Source organism: Streptomyces sp. NPDC014995 (assembly GCF_043080745.1).
Classification (GTDB): domain Bacteria; phylum Actinomycetota; class Actinomycetes; order Streptomycetales; family Streptomycetaceae; genus Streptomyces.
The window spans coordinates 103637-129535 of sequence record NZ_JBIBVX010000015.1; the positions used below are offsets into that span (position 1 = coordinate 103637).

At 68.3% G+C, this 25899-nt stretch carries 20 protein-coding genes and 1 pseudogene; 13 read left to right on the plus strand and 8 right to left on the minus strand.

What is annotated here, in order from left to right:
* The first annotated feature begins 228 nt into the window (after window positions 1–228).
* From ACF1A1_RS28460 to ACF1A1_RS28470, 3 genes are all read left to right on the plus strand, one after another.
* Window positions 229–7893 carry a ricin-type beta-trefoil lectin domain protein gene (locus tag ACF1A1_RS28460; RefSeq protein ID WP_392003979.1) on the plus strand — a complete coding sequence of 2555 codons (7665 nt, stop codon included), beginning with the start codon at window positions 229–231 and terminating at the stop codon, window positions 7891–7893.
* Window positions 7894–7967: 74 nt separating this feature from the next.
* Entirely contained in the window at window positions 7968–8510 is a 543-nt protein-coding gene (locus ACF1A1_RS28465; protein WP_392003854.1) for a hypothetical protein, read from the plus strand.
* A 50-nt stretch (window positions 8511–8560) separates the two neighbouring features.
* Window positions 8561–9211, plus strand: coding sequence for a hypothetical protein (locus ACF1A1_RS28470; RefSeq protein ID WP_392003855.1), 651 nt, complete (start codon window positions 8561–8563; stop codon window positions 9209–9211).
* On the opposite strand, the gene ACF1A1_RS28475 is transcribed toward ACF1A1_RS28470, so the two are convergent.
* Window positions 9198–9401: a DUF397 domain-containing protein gene (locus tag ACF1A1_RS28475; protein ID WP_392003856.1), complete on the minus strand. Its 204-nt coding sequence runs from the start codon at window positions 9399–9401 to the stop codon at window positions 9198–9200. The genes ACF1A1_RS28470 and ACF1A1_RS28475 overlap by 14 nt on opposite strands.
* Before the next feature lie 9 nt (window positions 9402–9410).
* Window positions 9411–10262, minus strand: coding sequence for a helix-turn-helix domain-containing protein (locus tag ACF1A1_RS28480; protein WP_392003857.1), 852 nt, complete (start codon window positions 10260–10262; stop codon window positions 9411–9413).
* A gap of 206 nt (window positions 10263–10468) precedes the next feature.
* Here ACF1A1_RS28480 and ACF1A1_RS28485 point away from each other — a divergent pair, with 206 nt between their 5' ends.
* The 4 genes and pseudogenes from ACF1A1_RS28485 to ACF1A1_RS28500 form a co-directional block, all read left to right on the plus strand.
* A complete protein-coding gene (locus ACF1A1_RS28485; RefSeq protein WP_392003858.1) occupies window positions 10469–10870 on the plus strand; it encodes an ATP-binding protein in 402 nt (133 codons plus the stop codon).
* A 249-nt stretch (window positions 10871–11119) separates the two neighbouring features.
* Window positions 11120–11383, plus strand: a complete 264-nt coding sequence (locus ACF1A1_RS28490) for a hypothetical protein (protein WP_392003859.1) — start codon at window positions 11120–11122, stop codon at window positions 11381–11383.
* A 38-nt stretch (window positions 11384–11421) separates the two neighbouring features.
* Window positions 11422–12039: an SMI1/KNR4 family protein gene (locus ACF1A1_RS28495; protein ID WP_392003860.1), complete on the plus strand. Its 618-nt coding sequence runs from the start codon at window positions 11422–11424 to the stop codon at window positions 12037–12039.
* A gap of 48 nt (window positions 12040–12087) precedes the next feature.
* A pseudogene (locus tag ACF1A1_RS28500) lies at window positions 12088–12210 on the plus strand (DNA-binding protein); the annotation flags it as partial.
* Window positions 12211–12308: 98 nt separating this feature from the next.
* Here ACF1A1_RS28500 and ACF1A1_RS28505 read toward each other — a convergent pair.
* From ACF1A1_RS28505 to ACF1A1_RS28525, 5 genes are all read right to left on the minus strand, one after another.
* Window positions 12309–12860 (minus strand): hypothetical protein, encoded by a 552-nt coding sequence (locus tag ACF1A1_RS28505; RefSeq protein ID WP_392003987.1) that lies wholly within the window; start codon window positions 12858–12860, stop codon window positions 12309–12311.
* 28 nt (window positions 12861–12888) lie between these two features.
* Window positions 12889–15201: a hypothetical protein gene (locus ACF1A1_RS28510; protein ID WP_392003861.1), complete on the minus strand. Its 2313-nt coding sequence runs from the start codon at window positions 15199–15201 to the stop codon at window positions 12889–12891.
* Window positions 15201–15722 (minus strand): hypothetical protein, encoded by a 522-nt coding sequence (locus tag ACF1A1_RS28515; protein ID WP_392003862.1) that lies wholly within the window; start codon window positions 15720–15722, stop codon window positions 15201–15203. The genes ACF1A1_RS28510 and ACF1A1_RS28515 overlap by 1 nt, the downstream gene beginning before the upstream one ends.
* Window positions 15723–16270: 548 nt before the next feature.
* The gene (locus tag ACF1A1_RS28520; RefSeq protein ID WP_392003863.1) at window positions 16271–16687 is read right to left on the minus strand and encodes a hypothetical protein; all 417 of its coding nucleotides are present in this window, start codon (window positions 16685–16687) and stop codon (window positions 16271–16273) included.
* A 36-nt stretch (window positions 16688–16723) separates the two neighbouring features.
* Window positions 16724–18403 carry a sodium:solute symporter family protein gene (locus ACF1A1_RS28525; RefSeq protein WP_392003864.1) on the minus strand — a complete coding sequence of 560 codons (1680 nt, stop codon included), beginning with the start codon at window positions 18401–18403 and terminating at the stop codon, window positions 16724–16726.
* 122 nt (window positions 18404–18525) lie between these two features.
* On the opposite strand from ACF1A1_RS28525, the gene galT reads away from it, so the two are divergent.
* The 6 genes from galT to ACF1A1_RS28555 all read left to right on the plus strand — a co-directional run bounded on the left by galT (window position 18526) and on the right by ACF1A1_RS28555 (window position 25209).
* On the plus strand, window positions 18526–19587 hold the full coding sequence (galT, locus tag ACF1A1_RS28530) for a galactose-1-phosphate uridylyltransferase (protein ID WP_392003865.1): 1062 nt from the start codon (window positions 18526–18528) through the stop codon (window positions 19585–19587).
* Window positions 19584–20552 (plus strand): UDP-glucose 4-epimerase GalE, encoded by a 969-nt coding sequence (galE, locus tag ACF1A1_RS28535; protein WP_392003866.1) that lies wholly within the window; start codon window positions 19584–19586, stop codon window positions 20550–20552. Before galT ends, galE begins: the two co-directional genes overlap by 4 nt.
* The gene (gene galK / locus ACF1A1_RS28540; protein ID WP_392003867.1) at window positions 20553–21710 is read left to right on the plus strand and encodes a galactokinase; all 1158 of its coding nucleotides are present in this window, start codon (window positions 20553–20555) and stop codon (window positions 21708–21710) included.
* Between the two features lie 225 nt (window positions 21711–21935).
* Window positions 21936–22379 (plus strand): hypothetical protein, encoded by a 444-nt coding sequence (locus tag ACF1A1_RS28545; protein WP_392003868.1) that lies wholly within the window; start codon window positions 21936–21938, stop codon window positions 22377–22379.
* A 74-nt stretch (window positions 22380–22453) separates the two neighbouring features.
* The gene (locus ACF1A1_RS28550; RefSeq protein WP_392003869.1) at window positions 22454–24553 is read left to right on the plus strand and encodes a hypothetical protein; all 2100 of its coding nucleotides are present in this window, start codon (window positions 22454–22456) and stop codon (window positions 24551–24553) included.
* On the plus strand, window positions 24553–25209 hold the full coding sequence (locus ACF1A1_RS28555; RefSeq protein WP_392003870.1) for a hypothetical protein: 657 nt from the start codon (window positions 24553–24555) through the stop codon (window positions 25207–25209). Before ACF1A1_RS28550 ends, ACF1A1_RS28555 begins: the two co-directional genes overlap by 1 nt.
* Window positions 25210–25275: 66 nt before the next feature.
* On the opposite strand, the gene ACF1A1_RS28560 is transcribed toward ACF1A1_RS28555, so the two are convergent.
* Window positions 25276–25731: a GNAT family N-acetyltransferase gene (locus ACF1A1_RS28560; RefSeq protein ID WP_392003980.1), complete on the minus strand. Its 456-nt coding sequence runs from the start codon at window positions 25729–25731 to the stop codon at window positions 25276–25278.
* Window positions 25732–25899: the final 168 nt, after the last annotated feature.

Consider the following 25899-nt stretch of genomic DNA (forward strand, 5'->3'; position numbering starts at 1 on the left):
TTCGCTCTGTGAGCTAAATCACCCCCCATATTTCGCTTGTTGACTTTCCGTGAACGCGTGCCCCAGCATTCGTGCTCGTCAATGGACGGAACTGTGTGCACGGGGGCTGCCGCTGTGTGGGTATCGCTGTCATGGAGCGGCAGGACGAGGCACGTGAGCACGCGTGCCGAGCGCCGCAGACGGGCGCGGATGCGCGCCGGCATCATCGGCTCGGTCGTGGTGGCCCTGATGGTGGGCGCCGTGCCCGCCGCGTCGGCGCTGCCACCGGGTGACGACCGCAGCGGGGTCGAGCTGGTCGACCTCCCCGACGCCGAGCAGGCCGACGGCGAGGAGGGTGGCCAACTCGCCGAGCTGACCACGGCCGAGGCCGCACAGCCCACCGAGTACGAGCCGAGCCAGGTCGTCGTCCCCGAAAGCGGCACGGCCACCCAGGACCTCACCGGCCTCACCCCCGGCGACCTGGTCCCGCTCACCCAGGCCGACGGCACGGCACTCCCCGTCGAGGTCGGCGCCCCCGAGACCGCCACCACGACCGAGGCCGCCGCCCTGGAGGGCCAGTGGCAGGTCTCCCTCGTGGGCCAGGACGAACTCGCCGCCACCGCCATCGAGGGCGTGGCCCTGAAGGTCGCCCCGCCCACCGAGGCGAGCGGCGACGCCGTGATCGCCCTGGACTACACCGACTTCTCCGAGCTCTACGGCGCCAACTGGGCGGACCGGCTGTCGTTCGTGCAGTACCCGGCGTGCTTCCTGACCACCCCGGACACCGCGGGCTGCTCCGAGCCGACCGAGGTCTCCACGGACAACGTGGTCGCGCAGACCGGCACCGACGCCGACGGCGACCCGGTGTACGAGCGCCGCATCCTGGCGACCGTCGCCACCGAGGCCCTGGCGGCGGGCGGCACCAGCACGGCGTCCACCGCCTCCACGGCCTCCGCCGCCCAGGAGGGCACGGTCACCGACGCGGTGTACCGCGAGCCGAAGACCCGGACCGGCACCCGCATGGCCGCGCTCGCCGCGGCCTCCGACGGCTCCGGCTCCTCCGTCCTCCTCGCCACCGACTCCGGCTCCGGCTCCAAGGGCGACTTCGGTGCGACCCCGCTGGTCAGCGCCGGATCCTGGTCGGCCGGCGGCAACTCCGGCGCCTTCACGTACTCGTACACCCTGCAGACCCCGAGCGTCCCGGGCGGCCCGTCCCCGTCGGTGTCCTTCGGCTACAACTCGCAGGTCGTGGACGGGCGGACCTCCGCCTCCAACAACCAGCCCTCCTGGATCGGCGACGGCTGGGAGTACAACGCGGGCTCCATCACCCGCACCTACAAGAGCTGCCGCGACGACCAGACCGACGGCAACAACACCAAGAAGACCAGCGACCTCTGCTTCGGCTCGTACAACGCGACGCTCACGCTCGGCGGGACGACGACCGAACTGGTCCTGCCCGACAGCGCGACCAGCCCGTACGGCGACAAGTGGGTCACCGCCAACGGCGACGGCTCGCGCGTGGAGCTGCTGAAGAACACCGGCCTGGACAACGGCGACCAGGACGGCGAGTACTGGCGGGTCACCACCCGGGACGGCACGCAGTACTACTTCGGCCGGCACAAGCTGCCCAACTGGCAGACCGGCCAGCCCGTCACCAACTCCGTCCTCACCGCGCCGGTCGCCAGCAACCAGAGCAATGAACCCTGCTACAAGGCGGGCGACTTCACGGGATCCTTCTGCGCCGAGGCCTGGCGCTGGAACCTCGACTACGTCGTCGACGTCAACGGCAACGCGATGACGCTGTGGTGGGCGAAGGAGACCAACCACTACGCGAAGAACCAGAAGTTCAAGACGCCCGTCCCCTACGACCGCGGCGGCTACCTCAAGCGCATCGAGTACGGCCTGACCACGGCCGACCTGTTCGCGGCCCCGATCTCCAAGGTCACCTTCGAGGTCGACGAGCGCTGCTTCAAGGAGGGCGAGCTCGCCTGCACGACGGAGAGTGACACCAACGACCTCTTCGCCTCCGGCGACTTCGCCAAGAACCGCATCTGGTACGACACCCCGGCCGACCTGTACTGCGCCGCCGGCAAGGAGTGCTACGTCCCCGTCCCCACCTTCTGGTCGCGCAAGCGGCTCGCCCAGGTGACCACGTGGACCCAGCGCACCCAGGGCTCCACCGAGCTGACGAAGCTGGACAGCTGGACGCTCCAGCAGTCCCTGCCCGCCGACCTCACCGACGAGGGCACGGCCCTGTGGCTGGAGTCGATCACCCGCACCGGCTACGGCACCGACGGCGAGGCCATCGCCCTGAACCCGGTGCAGTTCCTCGCCAACAGCGTCTCGATGCCCAACCGCGTCAAGCGGGGGGCGAGCGACCCGAACCCGGCCTTCGACCGGCTGCGCATCGGCCGGGTCGTCAGCGAGTACGGCGGCGAGACCGTCGTCCACTACAAGACCGACTCCTGCAAGGTGGACGGCGCGTTCCCCAAGCCGGAGTCGAACGTCGGCCTGTGCTTCCCGTCCTACTGGCACCCGGATCCGGACAAGGAGACGATCGACTGGTTCCACAAGTACGTCGTCGACAAGGTCCAGGAGCTGCCCGCCCTCACCGGCGTCGACCCGGTCACCACGACGTACGAGTACCTCGGTGACGCGGCCTGGGCCCTGAACCAGGCGGAGTTCTCCAAGAAGAAGACCCGCACCTACGACCAGTGGCGCGGCTTCGCCCGGGTGCGCACCTACACCGGCGCCGACTCCAGCACCGCGTACATGTCCACCAAGCAGGGTCTGACGGAGACCCGCTACTTCCGGGGCATGGACGGCGACCCGCTGCCGGGCGGCGGCACCCGCTCGGTCATCGTGAAGGACACCGACGGCGCCACGATCGCGACGGACGAGGAGCCCTTCGCCGGCCGCGTCGCCGAGTCCCTCACCTACGACTCGGCCACCGCGTCCACCTGGCTGACCCGCACGGTCGACAAGCCGAAGGCGGTGAAGCTCGCCTCCCGCAGCCGCACCGGCGGCATCCCGGACCTCAAGGCCTGGCGGGTCCTCACCCCCGAGTCCCTCACCTACACCCGCTCCTCCGGCCAGGGCACCGACAAGCGCACCCTGCGCGTCCTGCGCACGGTCACGGAGTACGAGGACACCTACGGCCTGCCGACGCAGGTCACTGAGTACAACGACTGGTCGGCCGACACCACCGTCAACAACGCGGACGACGACACCTGCACGGTCATGTCGTACGTCCACAACACGGACAAGCACCTCATCGGCCTGGCCAAGCAGACCCTGACCACCGCCGGCACCTGCGCCCAGGCGGCCACCGCGACCGCCGCCGACTGGATCGACGGCTCCCAGGTCGCCTACGACGGCCTCGCCCTCGGCGCCACCCCGACCACCGGCAACGCCACCACCACCTGGGCGGTCACCGGCACCGGCGGCGGCTGGGTCAAGGACGGCGAGATCACGTACGACGCGTACGGCCGCACCACGTCCACCAAGAACGCCCTGGCCATCGCGAACGCCGAGACCACCAAGGACGTCACGACCTACATCCCCGACAAGGGCCAGGTCTTCCAGATCACCACCACCAACGCGCTGAACCAGAGCGAGACCACCACGCTCGAACCCGGCCGCGGCGTGGCCCTGACCGACGAGGACGTCAACGGGCGGGTCACCACGTACACGTACGACGCCCTCGGCCGCACCACCCAGGTGTGGAACCCGAGCCGCCCCACGTCCAAGTCGCCGTCGGCGAAGATCACGTACGACACCACGATCGGCCAGCCGGTCTCGATCACCACCGAGTCCCTCACCGACAACGGCGACTACGGCGTCTCCACCGTCATCTACGACGGCCTCGGCCGCGAACGCCAGAAGCAGGAACCGGCGGTCGGCGGCGGACGCCTCATCACGGACACCCTGTACAGCGCCAACGGCACCGTCAAGCAGACCAACAACGCGTACTACGACAAGGACGACCCCTCCACCGTCCTGTTCGAGCTGGCCTCCGACTACCAGGTCCCCAACGCCACGCTGTACGCGTACGACGGCCTGGGCCGCACCCTCACCGAGACCCCGTACCTCAACGGCACCGAGGTCCCGACGAAGGCGACCCGCTACGAGTACGGCCTCGACAACTCCACGGTGATCAACCCGACCGGCGCCGCCGCGCAGCGCACCTGGTCGGACGCCATGGGCCGCACGGTCCGCGTGGACACGTACACGGACGCGCTGCGCGCCGCGTACCGGTCGACGACGTACAAGTACGACGAGCGGGGTTACCGCGTCGAGGTGAAGGACCCGCAGGGCAACCTCTGGACGTGGAAGTACGACGCCCGGGGCCGTCAGACCGAGGCCGTCGACCCGGACACGGGCACGACCACGACCCGGTACGACCTCCTGGACCGGCCGGAACTGGTCACGGACGAGAACGCGGCCGTCCACACGGTCTACGACAAGCTGTCCCGCCCGATCGAGCAGCGCGAGAACTCCGCCACCGGCACCCTGCTGATGAAGACCACGTACGACACGCTGATCGGCGGCGTCGGCCTGGCCACCTCGCAGACCCGCTACACGGACGGGCTGGCGTACACCACGGCGGTGACCGGCTTCACGGCCGACTACCAGCCGACCGGCCAGAAGATCTCCATCCCCGAGTCGGTGGCGCTCTCCTACGGCCTGCAGAAGGATTACACCTACAGCTTCGAGTACTCGGAGTCGGGCGCCATGGAGGCGGTCAACCTGCCGTCCGTGGGCACCCTGCCCGCCGAGAAGCTGGTGATCCGCTACAACGACGACGGCATGCCCGTCTCCACCTCGGGCCTGGCCTGGTACACCGCGCAGACCTCCTACTCCCCGTACGGTCAGGTCCTGCGCACGGTCAGCGGCGAGAACCCCAACCGCGTCTGGACGACGAACCTGTACGACGAGGCGACGGGCGAACTCACCCGCAGCATCGTCGACCGCGAGTCGACCAGCGACACCACGGCCGTCACCGGCCACCGCGTCAACTCCCGTGCCTACGCCTACGACCCGGCCGGCAACGTCACGTCGATCGCGGACACCGCGAACTCGACGACCGACCGCCAGTGCTTCACCTACGACGCGCTGGGCCAGCTGACCGAGGCGTGGACCGCTCCGACCAGCTGCACGGCCACCGGCAAGACGACGGCGGCCCCGAAGTACTCGGACGGCACGACCAACGTCACGGCGGCGAACAGCGGCTACTGGCAGTCGTACACGTACGACGCGATGGGCAACCGCAAGAGGCTCGTCGAGCACGACCCGGGCCTGGACACCACCAAGGACGCGACGACCGACTACACGTACGGCAAGGCGGACGGCACCCGGCCGCACACGCTGACCGGCATGTCCTCCTCCTACCAGGCGGACTCGGGCGCTCGCGTCACCAAGGCGACGACGCTCACGTACGACGACGCGGGCAACACCCTCACGCGCACGTACGACGGCTCCGAGCAGGCGTTGTCCTGGACGTGGGACGGCCAGGTCGAGACGGTCACCGGCTTCGGCGAGAACGGCTCCGGCGCCTGGAAGGGCCTGGCGGACAAGTGCCTGGACCTGGCCAACGCGTCGACGACGGCCGGCACGCCGGTCCAGCTGTACACCTGCAACGGCTCCAAGGCGCAGAAGTTCCGCATCGACCCGGCGTCCTCCGCGACCCCGTCGACGGGCGCGCTGAAGGTCCTGGGCAAGTGCGTGGTCCCCAAGGACGCCGGCACGGCCAACGGCACGCTGGCCGTCATCGCGGACTGCACTGGCACGGCGGCCCAGCAGTGGACGGCGACGTCCACCGGCACCCTGAAGCACATCTCGTCGGACAAGTGCCTGGACGTCCCGAGCTCCAACTCGGCCGACAGCACCGACCTCCAGATGTACACCTGCAACGGCACGGCGGCCCAGTCGTGGGTGCCGGACAAGCAGACGAAGTACATCTACGGCGGTGACGGAGGCCGCCTGATGGCGATCTCCGCCACCGAGCGCACCCTGTACCTCGGCGAGTCGACGATCTCGGTCAACGCGGCCGGCGGTCCCGCCTACACCGAGCGCTACTACTCCCAGCCGGGCGCGCCGACCGTGATGCGTCACGCGCAGGGCACGGGCGCGGCGGAACTGTCCGTCCAGGTCACCGACCAGAACGGCACCGCGTACATCAACGTGGCGCTGACCTCGGGCAACAGGGTCAAGTTCTCCAAGACGGACCCGTTCGGCGTCGAGCGGTCGGAGCCGGGTACCTGGCGCTCCCACCGGGGCTACGTCGGAGGCGGCGAGGACGCGGGAAGCGGTCTGGTCCACTTGGGCGCGCGGGAGTACGACCCGAACACGGGCCGCTTCCTCTCCCCGGACCCGGTCCTGGACCTGGCCGACCCGGTCCAGATCAACGGCTACGTGTACTGCGAGAACAACCCGGTCACCTTCGCCGACCCGTCGGGTCTGGCGTCGGAGGGCGGCAGCTCGGAGTACGGAGGCCCGTCGGCGTCGGAAGAGGCGGCGGCGAAGAAGACGCTGAACACGTCGGTGTCGGATGTGATCCTGTCCATCGGCTGGGCGGCTCTGAAGGAGTTCGTCGGCTGGAACAGCGTGGTGGGCTGCTTCTCACGGGGCGACGTCTGGGCGTGCGGCGAGCTGTTCCTCAACGCCATCCCCTGGACGAAGGCGTACAAGGCCCTCGGAATCGCCAAGGCGGCGTACCGGATCGCGAAGGCCGTCAACGCCTTGATGAAGGCCAAGGAGAAGGCCCGCAAGATCATCGAGCTGGCCCGGAAGGCCCGTGAGCTGGCCCGCAAGGCGGCCGAGGCCAAGAAGAAGGCAGCCGCGCTGGCGGCACAGCTGAAGAAGAAGGCCAAGGAAGCGGCTACCCGGCAGGCGAAAAAGGCCGCGCAGAAGACGGGTAACGCGATCCAGAAGGCACGGAAGACGGCGGCGAAGAAGGCCGAGCCGAAGCCGCAGCAGGCGAAGGCGAGGAAGCAGTCGTCAGGAGGAGGCGGTGGCGACAGCGGCGCGTCCGGTGCCAGCTGCCCGATCAACAACAGCTTCGTCCCCGGCACCCGGGTCCTGATGGCCGACGGCACCGCCAAGCCGATCGAGGATGTCAAGAACGGTGACAGGGTCCTGGCGACCGACCCGGAGACCGGTGAGACCGCCGTTGAGACGGTCACCGCCGAGATCGTCGGCGAGGGCGTCAAGCACCTGGTCAAGGTGACCGTCGCGGTCGGCGACGGCGAGAAGACCGCTCAGGTGACGGCCACCGAGGGACACCCGTTCTGGGTCCCCGAACTGGGCGAGTGGGTCGACGCCACGGACCTGAGGACGGGCGAGTGGCTGCGCACCAGCGCCGGCACCTACGTCCAGGTCACGGCGGTCGAGCGCTGGACGACCCAGCGGGCCACCGTCCACAACCTCACCGTCGGTGACCTGCACACCTACTACGTGCTGGCGGGCGGAGCGCCGCTGCTCGTCCACAACTGCGGCACCGGCGGCGGCGACATCGACCACCTCACCGACATGGTGGACGACATCACGGACGCGGCCGGAGCCGGAGCGGGCTGGCGCACGATGGGTGCTCTCCACGCCGATGTGCCCGGCAGCGCCCAGGGACTGGACATCGTCGCGGTCGGTGCTCGCGCGGACTTGACGGCCGGGCAGTGGCAGCGGCTCCCGGACCTCGGGGCCGGAACGCTCGCCATCCGGGTTCCGCAGCCGTTGAAGACGGTCAAGAAGGAACACCTCTGGCACGCGGAGACCAAGATGTTCTTCGAGGCGGCCGGAATCCTCCAGATCAAGCCGAGACTTCTGGTGGTGAGCCGGCCGATCTGCCCCGCATGCCAGAACTTCCTCTCACGGGTGGGAGCCAGGATCACATCGGACACAACGGCCGAATGGCCTTAAAGATAGAATGCGGGTTGTGCTCGGGCTGCCTCGCTCCGAGCACAACCCCATCGTCCTGGAGGTGAGTTCTGCCCATGCCGTCCCTGAATGGTGAGAAGGCGGTGCTGTTCGGCTGTTCCGCGGCTGCTCGTGTGGGCGGGGCCGTCTTCGTCATCGCTTCCGACGAGGAACGTCTCCAGCAGCTCTACTACCGGGTCGATGCGGGAGTCAGCGCCATCTGGCGGGCGTTTCGCGGTTACGAACTGAGGGAGCGCCTGCTGGCGGACGCGGCATCGGCGAACGAGAAACTCTCGGGCGAGTTTCCGCCCGCATTGTTGCCGCGTGACTTCGTGGCCGATTACTCGCGGCTGGTCAGAAACCTTTTCCGGGCGTTGCCCGCGGCGGAGAGCACGGCAACCGAGGCGGATTTCTCGGAGATCGCTCTCCGTGCGGCGGAATGTCTGGCGGAGAGCGTTCCCGCGGCCCGGGGGGCCGTCGAGTTCGAGCAGTCCTGTCAGGACGAGGCGGCGCGCATTCTCTCCGGTGAGGGCCCTGTCGAGGAGAGCGTCGTGAGAGAGATCCGCAAGCGGTCCGGCGTATGGGCACTGGAGTACCAAAGACTCGTACGTCCGAGGTGACGACGGTCCCGCGCCCAGGAGAACCGAGGGGTGGAGTGAAGGAGACTCGGATGACGCGACAGCGTTCGGCAACCACTGCCGTCGTGCTGTGCGCGCTGTTGTCGGCCTGCGACGTGGCGAGCGGTGGCGGGGGAAGCGGCACCGACGGCCTGCTGAAGCCCACCGCCCAGCCGGGCGCCACGGCCAGGGCCGGAGGCCTGGGCGGCGCGGCGCTCGCGTCCCGCGACGCGGACGGCTTCACGGTCTCCACGCCGGCCGACGGCCGGTCGGTGAAGGTCACCCAGAACGCCTGCGCCCCGCTGGCCTACGCCCTGTCCGGCACGCCGGTCGGCAAGCCGACGTCCACGGTCGTACGCGAGGCGTCCGGCGAGGGCGCGGTGGTCACCGTCGTCCTCGCCGAGTACGAGTCCGACCAGGCCCAGACGGCGATGGACGCGATCGGCACGGCCCTCGACGAGTGCGCGGCCGGCTTCACGGCGACGGTCGACGGGGAGGAGCACAAGGCCGGCAAGGTCGCCCCGGAACTCGCCCCCGAAGGCACGGACCAGGCGATGGGCCTGGGCGTCACGGTGGAACGGTCCGGCAAGAAGACCCCGACCAAGGCCGTGATCCTCCGCTCGGGCAACACGGTGGCGTACCTCAGCGGCACGCCGTCGATCCCGGCCGCCGTCGTCGACGCCCAGCTCATCAAGCTGAGCTGACGGTCCCGCCGCCCGAACGTATGCCTGCGAGCAGGTGGGCGAGGGCGGTGGGGGTGGTGGTGAGGTGCGTGGCGGGGGTGTCGCCTTCGCGGAGGTGGACGGCGTTGGGGGAGGCGGCGAGTTCGACGCAGGCGTTGCCTTCGGCGCCGCCGGAGAACGTGGACTTCTGCCAGTGCAGGGCCTGGGTCATGAGGACGCCTCACAGTTCCTTCGACAAGCGGTGGATGAAGTCCCGGGACGCGCTGGGATCGAGCGTCGCCTTCTCCACCTTACGGAAAAGCGTTCGAAGCGTTCTCAGTTGGGGCTCAGCATCGATGAACGCCGTGCCGGTTGCCCCTTCTCGTAGCCCGGTGTCGAGTTGGGGTACCGCACCGCCCATGTACATCATCGAGGCGCCGGCACCGCCGAAACCGTCCTGGTCGGTGGGGATGACGCGCACCGTGACGTGCCCCTGCTCGGTCTGCTCCAGGATCCGGTGGAGTTGAGCACGGGAGACCGGGCGATCGGCGACGCGGATGCGCAGGGCGAACTCGTGGACGATCGCGTCGTACGGGGTGGGGTCATCGCCCTCAATGACAGTGCGCCGCCGCATGCGATGCTCCACCCGGGGCGTCAGCTCGCTCTCCGGTAGCTCCGGGCGCATGAACCCGAAGACGGCCCGTGCGTATTCCGGTGTCTGGAGGAGCCCGGGAACGTAAGTGATGACGACCTCGCGCAGAAACGTCGCATGATGCTCCGCCTCGGCCAGGTCCAGGTTCACCGGTGGCAGGACTCCCCGGTACTCCTCCCACCAGCCTCGCGTCCGATCGGTCGCCATCGCGACCAGCGCCTCGATCAAGGCCTCGTCCGTGCAGGCGTAATGGGCCGCCAGTCGACGTACGCGTTCCGCGCTCACCCCCGCGACGCCGGACTCGATCTGGCTCATCTGGACTCCGTCGGCGCCGAGCAGCGCCGCAGCTTCCCGAGCCCTCATGCCCGTCGCCTCGCGGAGTTTGCGCAGCTCGGCGCCCAGTCGCACCCTGCGGGCCGTGAGATGCCGCTTCGGTGGCACCGGGCGCCTCCTCGTCTCAACTGCCGTGAGCACGTACCTCGTTCGAGGGCCAGGATAGGGCAACGGCTTGCGCCTTCCTAATGTTAGGAAATACCGTCAGTGACGCGAACCTCACCCAGCGGAAGCGCACCGCCCCGTCCTGCCACGACGGCCGCGGCACTGCCACCGCGCCCTCAACCTCCCCCGTCGCCGAACGGAGTTCCGCCATGCCCAAACCCTGGGAGTACTCCCTCTACATCCCCAACGACCCCAGAGCCGTTCCCGTCTCCCGCCGCACCCTCCGCCTGATCCTCACCCTCCACGGGCTGATCCACCTGGCCGACACCGCCGAGCTGATCGCCACGGAGCTGATCGCGAACGCCGTGCGGCACACCACCGGCCCCGCCGCCCTCCGCGTCCGCTACGCCGACGGAGTCCTCCGGGTCGGAGCCTGGGACGCGGACCCCGAACCGCCCGACCCGCCCGCCAAGTTCGAGGAGCTGGCCGACGCGGAGGACGGCCGGGGCCTCGCCCTGGTGCGGGCCTGCGCGGACGTCTGGGGCTGGCAGCCGCTGTCCCGGTTCGGGCACCGGGGCAAGTACGTGTGGTGTGACCTGGCCGCCGCGTAACTTGTTTTGGCCGTTCGTCCTGGGGCCGGACAACGTGCCCGTGATCGCCGACCAGCAGGGGGCCGTGGACGACCCGCCCCTTGCGGTGCTGTCGGCCATGACGCACGGCCGGGGACCGAAAGCCGCAGCCATACTGGAATCCCTGGCAACTGCCCTGCGGACCATCGACGCGGACAGTGCCGCGGTCTTTGCTCACTCGTCGACTCGTGCCTGGCAGACCCCCAGGCCCAGCAGATGTGGAGGGACCTGATGACGGCGACTCAGTACTTCTGGCGGCACCCGCTCGCCGAGCAGGTTCGCGAACAAGGCCGCGAGGAAGGCAGGGAAGAAGGCCGGGTTCAGGAGAGGGCGGAGAGCATCCTGCGCAACCTCCGGTGGCGGCGGATCGACGTCCCCGACTCCGTCCGCGACCGCGTCCTCTCCTCCACCGACATGGACGAGCTGGGCACCTGGCTCGACCGCTCCTACCAGGTCACCGACGCGCGGGACTTGTTCGGCGAGGGGCCGGCCTGACTACTCAAGGGGACTCCGCCATGGGCCTTCATCCTGACGTGGCCGTACTGCTCGATCTGGTGTCGGCGGACTTGGCAGGTGGCGAGCGGATCGACTGGGATGCGGCTGAAGCCGCGCTGGGCACCAAGCTGCCGAGTGACTACAAGGCTCTGCTGGACACGTACGGCGTGGGCGATATCGGAGACCTCGTCATTCTGCCTCCGCTCCCGAGTGACGTGCGCGGGTGGGAAGCGTGTCACATCGGAAGCATGACAGTCGGCCTGCGCGGGCTCTGGGACGAGGACGCAGGTGTCCCGGGCGTGACGCTCGGTGCCGATGCCGTTCTGCCCTGGGGGTCCGGGATGAACGCCAACGAGATGGCTTGGCTGATGAACGACCCCGATCCGGACAAGTGGCCTGTCGTGGCCTGGCGTCGGCACCACTCATGGGACGAGTCGCCTTGGGCCTTGTTCGACTGCGGCATGGTCCGATTCATCACCCGCATGATGCTGGGCCGGTTCGACGCCTGCCCACTCGGCGATGCGTCCCTCTGGAAGCGGACAGACACGTTCGTCAGCTGGCGCGAGCAACGCCGACGGCTAGTGGCGGGCCTGGACCCGCGAACCGGCGAGCCCGACCCCTATGCCGACATGTACCCGATCGCTGACGACTGCTGAGGTTTTCGGTTCGGGTGATGGGAGCTCGCTGGTGGGTGTATCCCGGTCATGCGGTATCCCGATGGGGGCGGCCTGACCGCGAAGCAGCGGGCTCAGCGGAAGCAAGTACGGTTCGAGGCCGTCGAGTTATTCGCGCAGGGGGTGCCGCCGCCGCAGGTCGCGAGGCGGTTACGGGTCTCCCGTGAGTCCGCCTTTGCCGACGGAGGTTCCCACCCGCTGTCCTGTCGTGTCGCCGACGCGCTCGTTCGGCGTCTCGGACGCCACCGCCCTTACTGTGCGCCCTCCGTGCACTCGGCTGACCTCTCGACGGCCTCGGTGAAGGAGAGAATGAGACGCTTCATGGCTGCGGCATCCCGGTGTTCTGAGCCCTCTGCCTGGATCACGGTGTACAGCTCCTGCTTGTACTTCATGTCAACGCAGCCACGAGTCTTGCCGAACGCTTCGTGTCCCGAATACCTAAACCGTCCGTCCTCTGCTGATTGGTCGGGGGTGTCAAAGGACTGTCGGGCCGCAACATACGCCGTTGTCCTGCCCTCTTCCAGCCACATGCGCGCAGCGGTCACGATCAGCTTGTCGTCGACGACGACCTGGCAGCCCTCGGCTCCCGAGTAAGCCTTGCCCTTTACGGTGATCTTGCTTCCTGGCGGAAGGAAGGAAGTGAGAGCGTCGCTGTCGACAGCTGTTCCACACAGTGCTCCGGGAACCGCGTACTCGCGCTTCTGCTGCTCGTCGCTGCACCCCGTGAGGAGGAAAGCAAGGGCCGTGAGCACGGTGGCGGAAACCGCGCTGGCCTTCCTTGGGATCGCTCGGTGAGAGTTCATCGGTGTCTTTCTGTGGGGGTGAACGGAATCAGAAGTCCGTCATGCTGCCGGGGGCTGCTCCCTCAACAATCGCTCGCGAATTCAGATAACCTTGCTGGGCGGCCGTGCGGGCAATCATCCCGGCATCGCCTACATCCACCGATCCGTACTTCTCGGCCGCAGTTCGCGCTCCGCCTTCCGCGATCACCGTGTTTCTCATCTGGCCTTCCTGCCAGAATTGCCCACCATCCTTGCGGGCATCCTCCAGGGCGTGTCCTTCGGCGTCCTGGAATACCGATTCCAAGATGACGCTGGTCGCCGTCCCAGCAGCTCCGCCGGTCAGTGCTCCCACCCACGGGGTAGCGACGAAGGAGGTTCCGACGCCGACAAGGGTGCCCACCCCACCGGAAATCCAGTTCTTGCGCTGGGCCACCGAGTGTTCGTACGCCTTGTCCTTGTCCGAGGCTTCGGATCCGATGGCCTCTCGGGCACCCAGGTTGAGGGTGCCGGATACTTCACCCGACTTCGACGCGATTTGCTCGATGATGAGCTTGTGGTCGTCGGAGACGCGCTGAGCTTCGGGCAGGCTGGGATCCAAGTGGTAGTCCATCAGCTTTCCCATGTAAGCCTTCTGGCCGACCTCGACGGCGGCGTAACCCTCTGCGTTCTGACCGACAGCGAAGAGCAGCTTGGTCACGTCCGTGTGCTGGAGCTCGGCCTCGGAGCCGGCGACCGGGTACAGCTTCTCGATGTCCCGCCACTGATCCGTCACCTCCCCGTTTTTGTCCTGTCTTGGTACGTCGCTCATGGCTCGGTTCATATCGGGCAGATACTCCGAGGTGATCTGACCGATGCTGTCGGACATGTATCCGTGCTTGGTCAGCCGCTCGGGATCGTCCCCGATCGAGGCCACCAAGCTCTCCATGAGCTTCGCCTGCCCGGCATTGTGAGGTGGCGCGTCCGCCGTCGGCATTTCCCCCGCCGGATGCCCCGTGGTCGCCGCCTCCAGGGCGAGGGCCAGATTGTTCCGTCCGGCGATGCTGTCCTCGCCCTTGTCGTCCTTGTCCTGGGGCCAGTCGCGTTCCTCGAAGAGGTAGTCGAAGTTGCTGAGGGTTCGCTTGCCCTGCTTGCCGTCGCCGTCCGTGTCGTGGGTGAAGTCGTGGTCCTCGTCCTTGGTGACGAAGGTGTCGTTGAAGAACTGGGTCGCCGCGTCCGGACTGTTGGACAGGGCTTTGAGGTAGCCGGTCATCGGGTCATGGCCCGAGTCGGTGCCCGTGTGGTTGAGGAGTTGGTCGGCGCCCGTGCGGCTCCAGGCGCCGTGACGGCCGTTGCTGGTGAACTTCTTCTCCGTCTGGATCAGCTTGTCGCCGTAGTCGACGAGGAAACGGTCGTCGTAGTCACCCCACCGCATGAGGTTGGACATGACCTGGCCGCCGAGCGGGAAGCCGCCGCCTCGGCCGGCCGGCTTGTCGACCAGGTCGACCATGGTCGACTTCCATGCCGTCATGTCGGCGGTGTCGCTCTGCGAAGCCGTGGCGAGGGTGAGGCTGAGATTCTTCTGCAGGTCGTCGTACTGGTCGGCCCGCGCCTGCCCGACCTGCCAGGCGCTGTGCCGGTCGTTGATGCCGGTCCAGAAGTCCAGGGTTCCCTGTGCCCCCAGGCGCGTGGCGAAGCGTTCCGCGAACAGTTCGTCGCCGGCGTGGTCCTTCAGACCCTTGTTGAGCCGGTCGAACTCCGCGGGCGACAGGTCCTCCGGCTTCTGCCTGGCCAGGTCCGCCAACTCCTCGGCGTTCTTCAGAGCCTTGGCCGCGGAGTCCCGGTCGGAGTAGTCGACGTCCGAGAACCCCAGCTTGCTCCGGTCGGCGATGGCCATGAGGACAGTGCCGGCCGTGGTGTCGCTCTCGGTGGCCTTGTCCAGGATCCCCTGGATCTCGTCACGCAGCGCGGTGATCTCGCCCTGGCTGTCCTGGTTCTGCTGGGCGCGGCCCTCCGGCGGGACGTTCGTGGTGACGGTGAACCCGCCCTCGTAGCCGATCACCGTCACATTCTTCTGACGGCCCCGCTCGATGGCGTCGTTCAGCTGCCCCTTGTAGAGCTTCAGCTCGTCCCGGGTATCACCGAGGATCTTGTGGATGGACGACGCCTGGCTGTGCGCGTCCGCGAACTCCCCGGCCGTCTTGCCGATGAACTCCTTCGACACGGCGGCGTTGACACCCGCCCAGTTCGCCTTGTTGGCAGCGCCCCGCAGCCCCTTCTCGGCGGCGTCCATCAGCGTTTCGAGGTCATCGACCATCTTCGACCAGTCATCGACGGCGTCGTCCAGCAGAGCTAAGTCGGCGTTGCGAAGGGCATCGAGATCCATCAGTCCTTCGTGCCCTTCTTCTCGTCCTTCTCGCCGTACACCGCGTTGGGCTTGCCGGGTTCACCCACCCGTTCGTCGAAGCCCGCGTCCAGCACGTCGATACTGCTCATCTGCCGACGGATGTAGTGGTCATCACCGACGTGCAGCTTCTTGGTGACCGTCATGTGGTTCGAGATGTGCGCGCACGCGTCCCTGAGGGACCCCAGCTGCTCGTCCCAGCGCAGCGCGACGTGCCGGAGCGCGCCCCCCAGGGCGAAACCCCCCTTGCTGAGCGTGCCGGCGGCACTCTCACTGGTGGGGACGGCCCTGCGGCCCTTGTCCCAGAGATCGTTGTACAGGTCGAACGCGTGAGTGCCGATCTTCGCCAGATCACCCTGGTTCGCCTTCAGCTCGCCGTACTGACCGGGATCCGGCGCGGGACGTACCGGACCGCTCCCGGGATCCAACTGGTTCAGCCGCATGCGGGACGAGCCCCCCGCGGCCGCCTCCGACTTCAGCTGTTCCCATTCGTCCCACGCCATGCGCGAACCCCTCCCCTGTCCCCGTGAAGCCGGCACATCGAGCGGGCCGGTCCCAGCAACTGTCAACAGCCTTGATCTGTAACACGATTCAGGTGTATTCGACGCACGTCACCATACTTTCGGCGAGTCACGCTGTACCCACCACCAGTACGTTGCCCAGCCACGCCCACAGCCGCCAGAACTTGGTTGCCCCCACCGCCCCCACCGCCTGCTTTCCCCTCATGCTGCCCCCGGTCGGGACAGACGAGGAACGGGACGTGATCGTCCCCGACGAGACGGTCATGCGTCCCGGCGCGGAAGCCCGCGCCGCCCGCCCGGGGGCCCGCCGGTGCCCCGCTCACCCGCTTCCCGGACGGCCCCCAGCCGGTCCACGCCGTCGGCGACGGCCACGTCCCCGAGCTGTTCCCCGGGGCCGCCGCCGAGGACGGCATCGCGGAGGTTCCCGGCCTCGCCAGGACTGGTTCGGGACCGTCTGACGCAGGCGGAGGGAGATCCGTCCGGGGCTGGACCCGCCGTGGACTCCAGCCCCGGACGGCACGGATGCACCGTTATTCCGCCCGAGGCGGTTCCCCCGTGGCCGGTCCCGCCGGTCCCGCCGGTCCCGCCGCCTCCGGCGGTACCGGCGGCAACGGCGGTGTCGGATGCGCCATCGGCCTCAGCTTCAGCCAGGCCAGGAAGAAGATCCCCAGCAGCAGCATTCCCAGGCCCGTCCAGAGGTTGATGTTGATCCCCTGGGCCTTGTCGATGGCCGCGTCGCCGTCCGTGAGGCCGGCGATCGTGACGATGACGCCGTAGACGACGAACAGGCCGCCGATGATGCGGCGCAGGTCGAAGATGCGGGCCGCGGTCGCGGACTTCTGTTCCAGCTCGGTGACTTCCCGCTGGACGTCGGCCTCGGAGTACCCCGCGTGCCGCAGCCGCTCGGCTGCCTTGGCGCGCTCGTCGGGTTCGTATTGCTCGGACATGGTCCTTCCATCCTCCCGCGATCAGCGTCAGCGGGCTCAGAACGAGAACGGGATGTAGCAGGCGGCCGCCAGGATCACCGCGCCCCAGCCCAGCAGGGCCGGCTTGCGGTACCAGGCGTCGTCGCCCGCCGCGGGTGGCTCGGCCATGCCGGGGGAGCGGGTGCCGTAGACCAGGCCCTGGAGTTCCTCGTCCGGTTTGGGGGCGGTGAAGAGGGAGACCGCGACCATCACCACCGCGCCCGCGACGAAGCCCGCGATGGCCGAGACGAAGTTCGCGCCCTGGTCGGAGGGGATGTCGATGATCTGCTGCTTGTAGAGGACGAAGTAGTTGACCATCGCCGCCGTGGTGCCGGCCAGCAGACCCCAGAAGCCCGACTTCATCGACGCCCGCCGCCAGAACATGCCGACGATGAAGACGACGAACATCGGCACGTTGAAGAAGGAGAACAGCGTCTGGAGGTAGGCCATGATGTTCGAGAACGACGACGCGAGGAACGCCGTGCCGATCGACGCCAGCACACCGATCGCGGTGATCAGCCGGCCGAAGCGGACGTAGTACGCGTCCGGCCGCCCCACCATCACGTACCTCGCCCAGATGTCGTTGGTGAACACCGTGTTGAAGGACGAGACGTTCGCCGCCATGCCCGCCATGAAGGCCGCGAGGAGACCGGTGACCGCGATGCCCAGGACGCCGTTGGGCAGCAGTTGTTCCATCAGGTACGGGATCGCGTCGTTGTACTGGAGGTCCGAGTCCGCGGTGCCGATCCTCGGGACCAGGACCGCCGCCACCAGACCCGGGATCATCACCAGGAAGACGATGAAGATCTTCGGGAACGCGGCGATCAGCGGCGTGCGCTGGGCCGCGGAGAGGTTCCTGGCGGACAGGGCGCGCTGCACCTCGGCGAAGTTCGTCGTCCAGTAGCCGAAGGAGAGGACGAAGCCCAGGCCCAGCACGATCGTCAGCCAGTTCGCGCCCAGCGGGTTGTCGGTGCCGATGCCGGTGCCGCCCCAGGCGGTGACGAAGTCGTCACCGCGGGTGCTCGTCAGCGAGTCCGTCAGGCCGCCCCAGCCGCCGACCCTCTTCAGGCCCAGCACCGTGAGCGGGATCAGGGCCGCCAGGATGACGAAGAACTGGAGCACCTCGTTGTAGATCGCCGAGGACAGGCCGCCCAGCGTGATGTACGCCAGGACGAAGAAGCCCGCCACCACGATCGCCACCCACTGCGGCCAGCCCAGCAGCGCCTCGACGACGATCGCGAGCGCGTACAGGTTCACGCCGGAGATCAGGATGGCGGCGAAGGCGAACAGCAGGGAACTCAGCAGGTGCGCTCCCTTGTCGAAGCGCAGCAGCAGGAACTCGGGGACCGAGCGGACCTTGGAGCCGTAGTAGAAGGGCATCATCACCAGGCCGAGGAAGACCATGGCGGGGATGGCGCCGATCCAGTACCAGTGGACCGTGTACGCGCCGTACTGAGCGCTGTTGGCGGCCATGCCCAGGATCTCCGTGGCCGCCAGGTTGGCCGAGATGAAGGCGAGACCGGTGATCCAGGCCGGCAGGGAGCGGCCGGAGAGGAAGAAGTCCAGGCTGGTCTTCACCGAGCGGCGGGCGGCGAAGCCGATGCCGAGGACGACCACGAAGTAGATCCCGAGGATCGAGTAGTCGAGCCAGTTCGTGGGGAGCCGTAGCTCCGCAGCGAGATAAGTGGGGGTTCGCATGCACTGCTCGCTTCGTTTGGTGTTCTTTGTTTGGTTGTGAGGGTGACTGCCGTGGGGATTTGTGGTTTGATGTGTTTGGTTCTGTTGAGTGATCTGAGTGGTGTACGGATGGGGAGTCCGGCGTGAAGAAGACTTCGACCCGGCTGGCCGACGGTCGTGAGCTGATCTACTACGACCTGAAGGACGACTCGCTGCGCGACGCGGTGGACCGCCGCCCCCTGGACCCCACGGTCACCACTTCGGAGGTACGCCGCGACCCGCTCCTCGGCGACTCCATCGCCGTCGCCTCGCACCGGCAGGGGCGCATCTACCACCCGCCGGCCGACGAGTGCCCCCTGTGCCCGTCGCAGGGCGACCGGCTCAGCGAGATCCCGGACTCGTCGTACGACGTCGTCGTCTTCGAGAACCGTTTCCCCTCCCTGGCCGGCGACTCCGGGCGGTGCGAGGTGGTCTGCTTCACCTCCGACCACAACGCCTCCTTCGCCGACCTCACCGAGGAGCAGGCGCGACTGGTGCTCGACGCGTGGACGGACCGGACGTCCGAGCTGTCGCATCTGCCCTCCGTGGAACAGGTGTTCTGCTTCGAGAACCGCGGTGCGGAGATCGGTGTGACCCTGGGTCACCCGCACGGGCAGATCTACGCCTACCCGTTCACCACCCCGCGCACCGCCCTGATGCTGCGCTCCGTCGCCGCCCACAAGGACGCCAGCGGCGGAGAGAACCTGTTCGACGCCGTCCTGGAACGCGAGCTCGCCGAAGAGCGGGTCGTCCTCGAGGGTGAACACTGGGTCGCCTTCGTGCCGTACGCGGCGCACTGGCCGTACGAGGTGCACCTCTACCCCAAGCGCCGTGTGCCCGACCTGCTCGGCCTCGACGAGGCGGCGCGCACAGAGTTCCCCAAGGTCTATCTGGAACTGTTGAGGCGCTTCGACCGGATCTTCGGGGAGAGCGAGCCTCCGACGCCGTACATCGCCGCCTGGCACCAGGCGCCGTTCGGCCGGCTGGAGGAGTTCGAGGGCGTCAACCGCGACGACTTCGCGCTGCACCTCGAGCTTTTCACCATCCGCCGTACCTCCGGCAAGCTGAAGTTCCTCGCGGGTTCCGAGTCCGGCATGAACGTGTTCATCAACGACGTGCCGCCGGAGCGCGCGGCCGAGCGACTGCGAGAGGTAGCGAGTTCATGAGCGGCAAGTATCTGGTCACGGGTGGCGCGGGGTACGTCGGCAGCGTCGTCGCCCAGCACCTGCTGGAGGCGGGACACGAGGTCGTCGTCCTCGACAACCTCGCCACCGGCTTCCGCGAGGGCGTCCCGGCCGGAGCGTCGTTCATCGAGGGCGACATCCGCGACGCCGCCAAGTGGCTCGACTCCTCCTTCGACGCCGTCCTCCACTTCGCCGCGTTCTCGCAGGTCGGCGAGTCGGTGGTGAAGCCGGAGAAGTACTGGGACAACAACGTCGGCGGCACCATGGCCCTGCTCGGCGCCATGCGCGAGGCGGGCGTGCGCAAGCTCGTCTTCTCCTCCACGGCCGCGACCTACGGCGAGCCGGTCAGCACCCCGATCACCGAGACCGACCCGACCGCCCCGACCTCCCCGTACGGCGCCTCCAAGCTCGCCGTCGACCACATGATCACCGGCGAGGCCGCCGCCCACGGGCTCGGCGCCGTGTCGTTGCGCTACTTCAACGTGGCCGGCGCCTACGGGGCGTACGGCGAGCGCCACGACCCCGAGTCGCACCTCATCCCGCTCGTCCTCCAGGTCGCGCAGGGCAGGCGGGACGCCATCTCGGTCTTCGGCGACGACTACCCGACGCCCGACGGCACCTGCATCCGCGACTACATCCACGTCGCGGACCTGGCCGAGGCCCACCTCCTCGCCGTCGGCGCCGCCACCCCGGGCGAGCACCTCATCTGCAACCTCGGCAACGGCAACGGCTTCTCCGTCCGCGAGGTCATCGAGACCGTCCGCGAGGTCACCGGCCACCCGATCCCCGAGGTCGTGGCCCCCCGCCGCGGCGGCGACCCGGCGGTCCTCGTCGCCTCGGCGGCCACCGCCCGCGAGCGGCTCGGCTGGAACCCGTCCCGCGCGGACCTCGCGGGTATCGTCGCGGACGCGTGGGAGTTCACGCAGAAGATCGCAAGGGAGCAGTAAGTGGGGGCACAGCAGCAGGTCAGGGACGCCTTCGTCGAGCTGTACGGGGCCGAGCCCGAGGGCGTCTGGTCGGCGCCCGGCCGCGTCAACCTCATCGGTGAGCACACCGACTACAACGACGGCTTCGTGATGCCCTTCGCGCTGCCGCACACCGCGGTCGCCGCGGTCTCGCGCCGCGAGGACGGCCGGCTGCGCCTGCACTCGGCGGACGTCGAGGGCGGCGTCGTCGACCTGGCACTGGACGACCTCGCCCCCGAGTCGGACAGCGACTGGACGGCGTACCCGGCCGGTGTGGTCTGGGCGCTGCGCGAGGCCGGCCACCCGGTCGACGGCGCCGACGTCCACCTCACCTCGACGGTCCCCTCCGGCGCGGGCCTGTCGTCGTCGGCGGCCCTGGAGGTCGTCGTGGCGCTGGCCCTCAACGACCTGTACGACCTCGGCCTCCAGCGCTGGCAGCTGGCCCGCCTGTGCCAGCGCGCCGAGAACGTCTACGTCGGCGCCCCCACCGGGATCATGGACCAGACCGCGTCCGCCTGCTGCGAGGCCGGCCACGCCCTGTTCCTCGACACCCGCGACCTCTCCCAGAAGCAGATCCCCTTCGACCTGGCCGCCGAGGGCATGCGCCTCCTCGTCGTCGACACCCAGGTCAAGCACGCCCACAGCGACGGCGAGTACGGCAAGCGCCGCGCCGGCTGCGAGAAGGGCGCGGCCCTCCTCGGCGTCGACGCCCTCCGGGACATCCCCTACGCCGACCTCGACGCGGCCCTGGCCCGCCTCGGCGACGAGGAGGAGGTCCGCCGCCTCGTCCGCCACGTGGTGACCGAGGACCAGCGCGTCGAGCGGGTGGTGTCCCTCCTGGAGTCGGGCGACACCCGCGCCATCGGCCCGGTCCTCACCGAGGGCCACGCCTCCCTCCGCGACGACTTCCGCATCTCCTGCCCCGAGCTGGACCTGGCCGTCGACACCGCCCTCGCCTCCGGCGCCCTGGGCGCCCGGATGACCGGCGGCGGCTTCGGCGGCTCGGCGATCGTCCTCGCGGAGGCGACCGACGTCGACACCATCACCAAGACGATCCTGGAAGCCTTCGCCACGGCGGGCTTCACCACACCACGCGTCTTCGAGGCGGTACCGGCGGCAGGCGCACACCGACTGAAGTGACACATCTTGCCCAACGGCCCCCCTGCCTGACGGCCCCTGCCCCGACGGCACCCGGCCCGACGACCCCCACATCGGCCCCGTACGCGATCGACGCGTACGGGGCCGATGCGCGGTGCGTCCGAAGTGGCCGATTCGCGCGGGAGGTCGGGGAGCGCCGGGTAGCGTACGCCTCGATCAACGCGGTGTTGCGTACGGGGTACCACGGGACACGGGGAGGGACCACGCATGGCGTGGGAGGAGTGGGAGCAGCTGAAGACCCAGGCGGCCGAGCAGCCCACGCGGATGCAGCTCAACCAGTATCCGGTCGATCAGGGAGGGGACGGCACGCAGGGAGACCTCGTAGCAGGGCAGAAGGACCTCCAGGCGGTCGGCAAGGCGGCCCACGACCTGTTCGAGGACTTCACGATCTACAGCGGGCACGCGCGCGTGGCGTCCACGGCGGCTGCGGGCGGACTCAAGGGGGAGGGCTTCGCCCTGGGGGCCGCGCTCGAGCACGTGACGGAGCGCTGGAGCGAGCAGACGAAGACCTTGCTGGACGCCTGCGCCCACATCTCCAACCACCTGCGCTTCACCAGGAACCAGCACGCCGCCGACGACTCGTACATCGCCGGCGCGGTCAGCAGCATCGCCACGCTCGACGAGGGCTTCGACGACCGGAAGGGCCACTGAAGCCGATGGACCTCGACGCGCTGCGCCACGGCACCTTCGCCAAACTCGGTGAAGCGGTCACCGACTGGGAGCAGATGACGAAGAAGCTGGCGGATCTGAAGAAGGACGCGGAGGGCAATCTCAAGGCCAGGGCGGACAAGGCGAAGTGGGCCGGGGTCAACGCCACGGTGACCCGCGAGTTCATCACCAAGACCGCCGCGGAGTTCGCCGACGCGCACACCCAGGCCGACTCCATCACCAAGATCCTCAGCGACACCCGCGGTGAGCTCATCGGCTACCGCACCCAGCTGAACGACGCCATCGCCCGCGGCGCGAAACAGGGTCTGACAGTGATCGACACGGGCGAGGGCACCTTCACCGTCACCGGGAACACCCGGCCCGACTACACCTCCGACCCCGGCGGAAAAACCGGCGCGACGGACCAGAAGGCGGCCGAAGCCCTCCGCGACGAGATCCAGGGCATCCTGAGCAAGGCCACGGAGAGCGACAACAGTGCCGCGAAGGTCCTGCGGCTTCTCGTCGACCAGGCCAAGTACGGCTTCGCCGACGCTTCCTACGCCGACCGGGACTCCGCGGCCGAGGCCGTCGCAGCGGCGGAGAAGCTGGCGAAGATCGCCAAGAACCCGTCCGACATGACCCTCGACGAGATCGCCGACTTCAATCGCACGATGGAGAAGTACAACGGCGACCCGCTGTTCGCGGAGCAGTTCGCGACCCGTTTGGGGCCCAAGGGGACGCTGCAGTTCTGGACCGAGATGACCCACGCCCACGCCGGTGCCAGGGACTCGGAACTCGAGACGATGAAGAGCCTCCAGGAGAACCTCGGCCTGACCCTGGCCACGGCCTCCTTCTCGGACTCCGACGCCATGCGGGACTGGAAGAAGGACCTCATCTCCGAGCGCAACACGAACTTCCGCGCGGCGGACTCGACGAATCCCGCCGGAGCCCTGGGCTCCCAGGTCATCAGCAGCCTCATGCGGCAGGGGCAGTACGACACCGAGTTCCTCGACGACTACCGGTCGAAGCTTTTCAAGGCGGACAAGGGAGCGGGGGATTCGAACACCGATGCCCTGTGGGTGGAGGGGTACGAGGGCCTGGACCTCGTCTTCGGCGACGGCACCGGTCGGGACCCCCTGGAGGGGCTGTTCGAGGGCCTCTCCCACAACCCCGAGGCGGCGACGAACGCGTTCGAGTCCCAGCCGGACCTGAACCACATGCTGGGCACGACCAGGTACACGGACCGGGGGGAGTCTTTGGGGCGCGCTCTGGAGGCCGCCACGACCGGCATCACCGTGGGCGACTCGACCCAGCAGGCCCTGCCGCACAGCGAGACGCAGGTGCGGATCATGAGGAACGTCATGGAGGCTGTCGCGCAGCCAGGCGGCGGGGATCTCGTGAGCAAGGGGCTGGGAGACAGTTTCGGCAATATGGCGGCTTCCTATATGCCGGAGATCAGTCAGAAGCTGGCTGGTCCCGGTGCGGAATCCGTGTTTCTCACGAATAGCGACGACTCCGATGGTCTGGGGGAGGTTCGCGACGTCGTCAGATTCCTTTCCTCGGTATCTGCGGATCCCGACGGAAGGGCAGGCATCATCCTCGGAGAAAGTATCTACACCAGCTCTCTTCTTGAATCCCACCTCACGGACCCCTCGCTGTTCGACGGCTCCACGGAGCAAGCCATCGCGGACATCGGAAAGAACGCCGGAATTATCGAGGGGATCGTCGCTCATTCTGTGGCGGACGACGAGGTGCGAGCTGCCGTCGCGAGTGAGAAGGAGTACAACGACGCCTTGAAGGCGAAGGGGGACTACGCCAAGACCTGGATGGCGATCGGCTTGGCCAATGTCTCCGTGCCCGCCCAGTACGGAGGGGCGGCAATGGGGGCCGTGGGCGGAGGAATGGTGGGAGCCCTCGCCGGCCTGGCTGTCGACCGTGTGCTTGAAGGCCAGCAGCTCGACGGTGCCAAGGACGAGGCGCTGTACACGAGCGCCCAGGATCTCTACGACTCACGGGATTCCGTGAACCAGCAGACGCAGTGGGCGGCGGCCGACATCATCGACCGGCACAGCCTGGATCTTCCCCAGGGCGGCACCGACGACCTGATCCGTAATGCGGTGAACGACGGCTGGGACGCCAGCAGTGAATTTCTGAGCCGCACGAAGGAGCGTCCCTAGTGGATAAGTCGACGTGGAGTCGAGAAAGAATCGCCACCTGGGAAAGTGGCAGAGGATTCCTGCTCTGCCTCGTGGTTCTGAGTCTTCTGGGTGGTGCCACTTGGCTCTTCTTCATCAAGGGGCTTTACCTGCTTCCGGATGAAATGTGCGAAGGTACGCTCGAGCGGGGAACTGTCACTCGGGTGCTGCCGCAGGCACGATCGGCAGAGGACGGCTCCGATCGTCGGGGCGCCGGAAGTGACTTCACATTTTCCTGCTACGTCACCACCAGCAATGATTCGTCCCTCTCCGGACAGGCGCGAGTCCAGCCCGTCTCCAGCGAGAAGTGGCTCGCGAGCTATCGGGGAAGCGGCGGCGACAACCGGTTCGTCCGCGTCTCCCTCGACGGCATAGAAGCTCTGGCCCGACTCGACACCGGGAACGCCGCGGTGTACGTGCCCTGCGATCCTCCCGTCGTCCCTTCGTACAACGCCTCCGAGGACTACGCGGTCACCACCGAGGCGAGCGTCAGCGGCGACACCAAGGCCACCGGCACGGCACTGCGACAGCTCCTGACCGACGTCGCCTATGAACTCGCCGAGCACGCCTACCAGCGGGCCGGATGCCGGCAGACCGTTGACTTTCCCGAGGAACTGCCCCGCTACGAGGACGGCTGACGAAGGGCGAGGAGATGCTCGCGCACCGGCACGTCCCTCCGCGGGGACGTCTCCCGCACTCAGGCCTCACCCCAACCTCTTCGTCAGCGTGAACTCCGTGATCCCCGGGGGATAGTCCTCGATCACGCACACCACCTCGTACCCGAGCTTGCGGTAGAAGTCCGGTGCCTGGAAGTCCCACGTCTCCAGTCGGACCCGGCGGCAGCCGCGCTCCCTGCGGGCGAGGCGTTCGGCCTCGGTCAGCAGGCGGGTGCCGAGGCCCGAGCCGCGGTGGCGTTCGTCGACCCAGAGGTAGGTGACGTGCAGCCAGGTGGTCCAGGTGTGGCCGACGAGGCCGCCGGCCAGGTCGCCGGCGTCGTCCATCGCCCAGACGTGCAGCGGGGCCTCGCGTTCGGCGGGGGTGCCGCGCAGCGCGCGCAGGACGGGGGAGGCGGCCGTGTTGGTGTCGAGGAGCCGTGAACGGAGCAGTTCACGCCGGGTCCTGTCGACTTCTGTCTCAAGACGAAACATGCGGCACACCATAAACGCGCTGGACGGCCAGTTCTGCAAATCGCCTTCCGCTCCCCGCCCACGGCCCTACCCTGTGAACAGCATCGGTGGGGGCCGGTGCTGATCAGGGGGCGAGACAGTCGGGTACGACGCCCGCGGTGGGGGTATCGATGTCTGCACGGCGGCGGCCGTGCGGTCCGC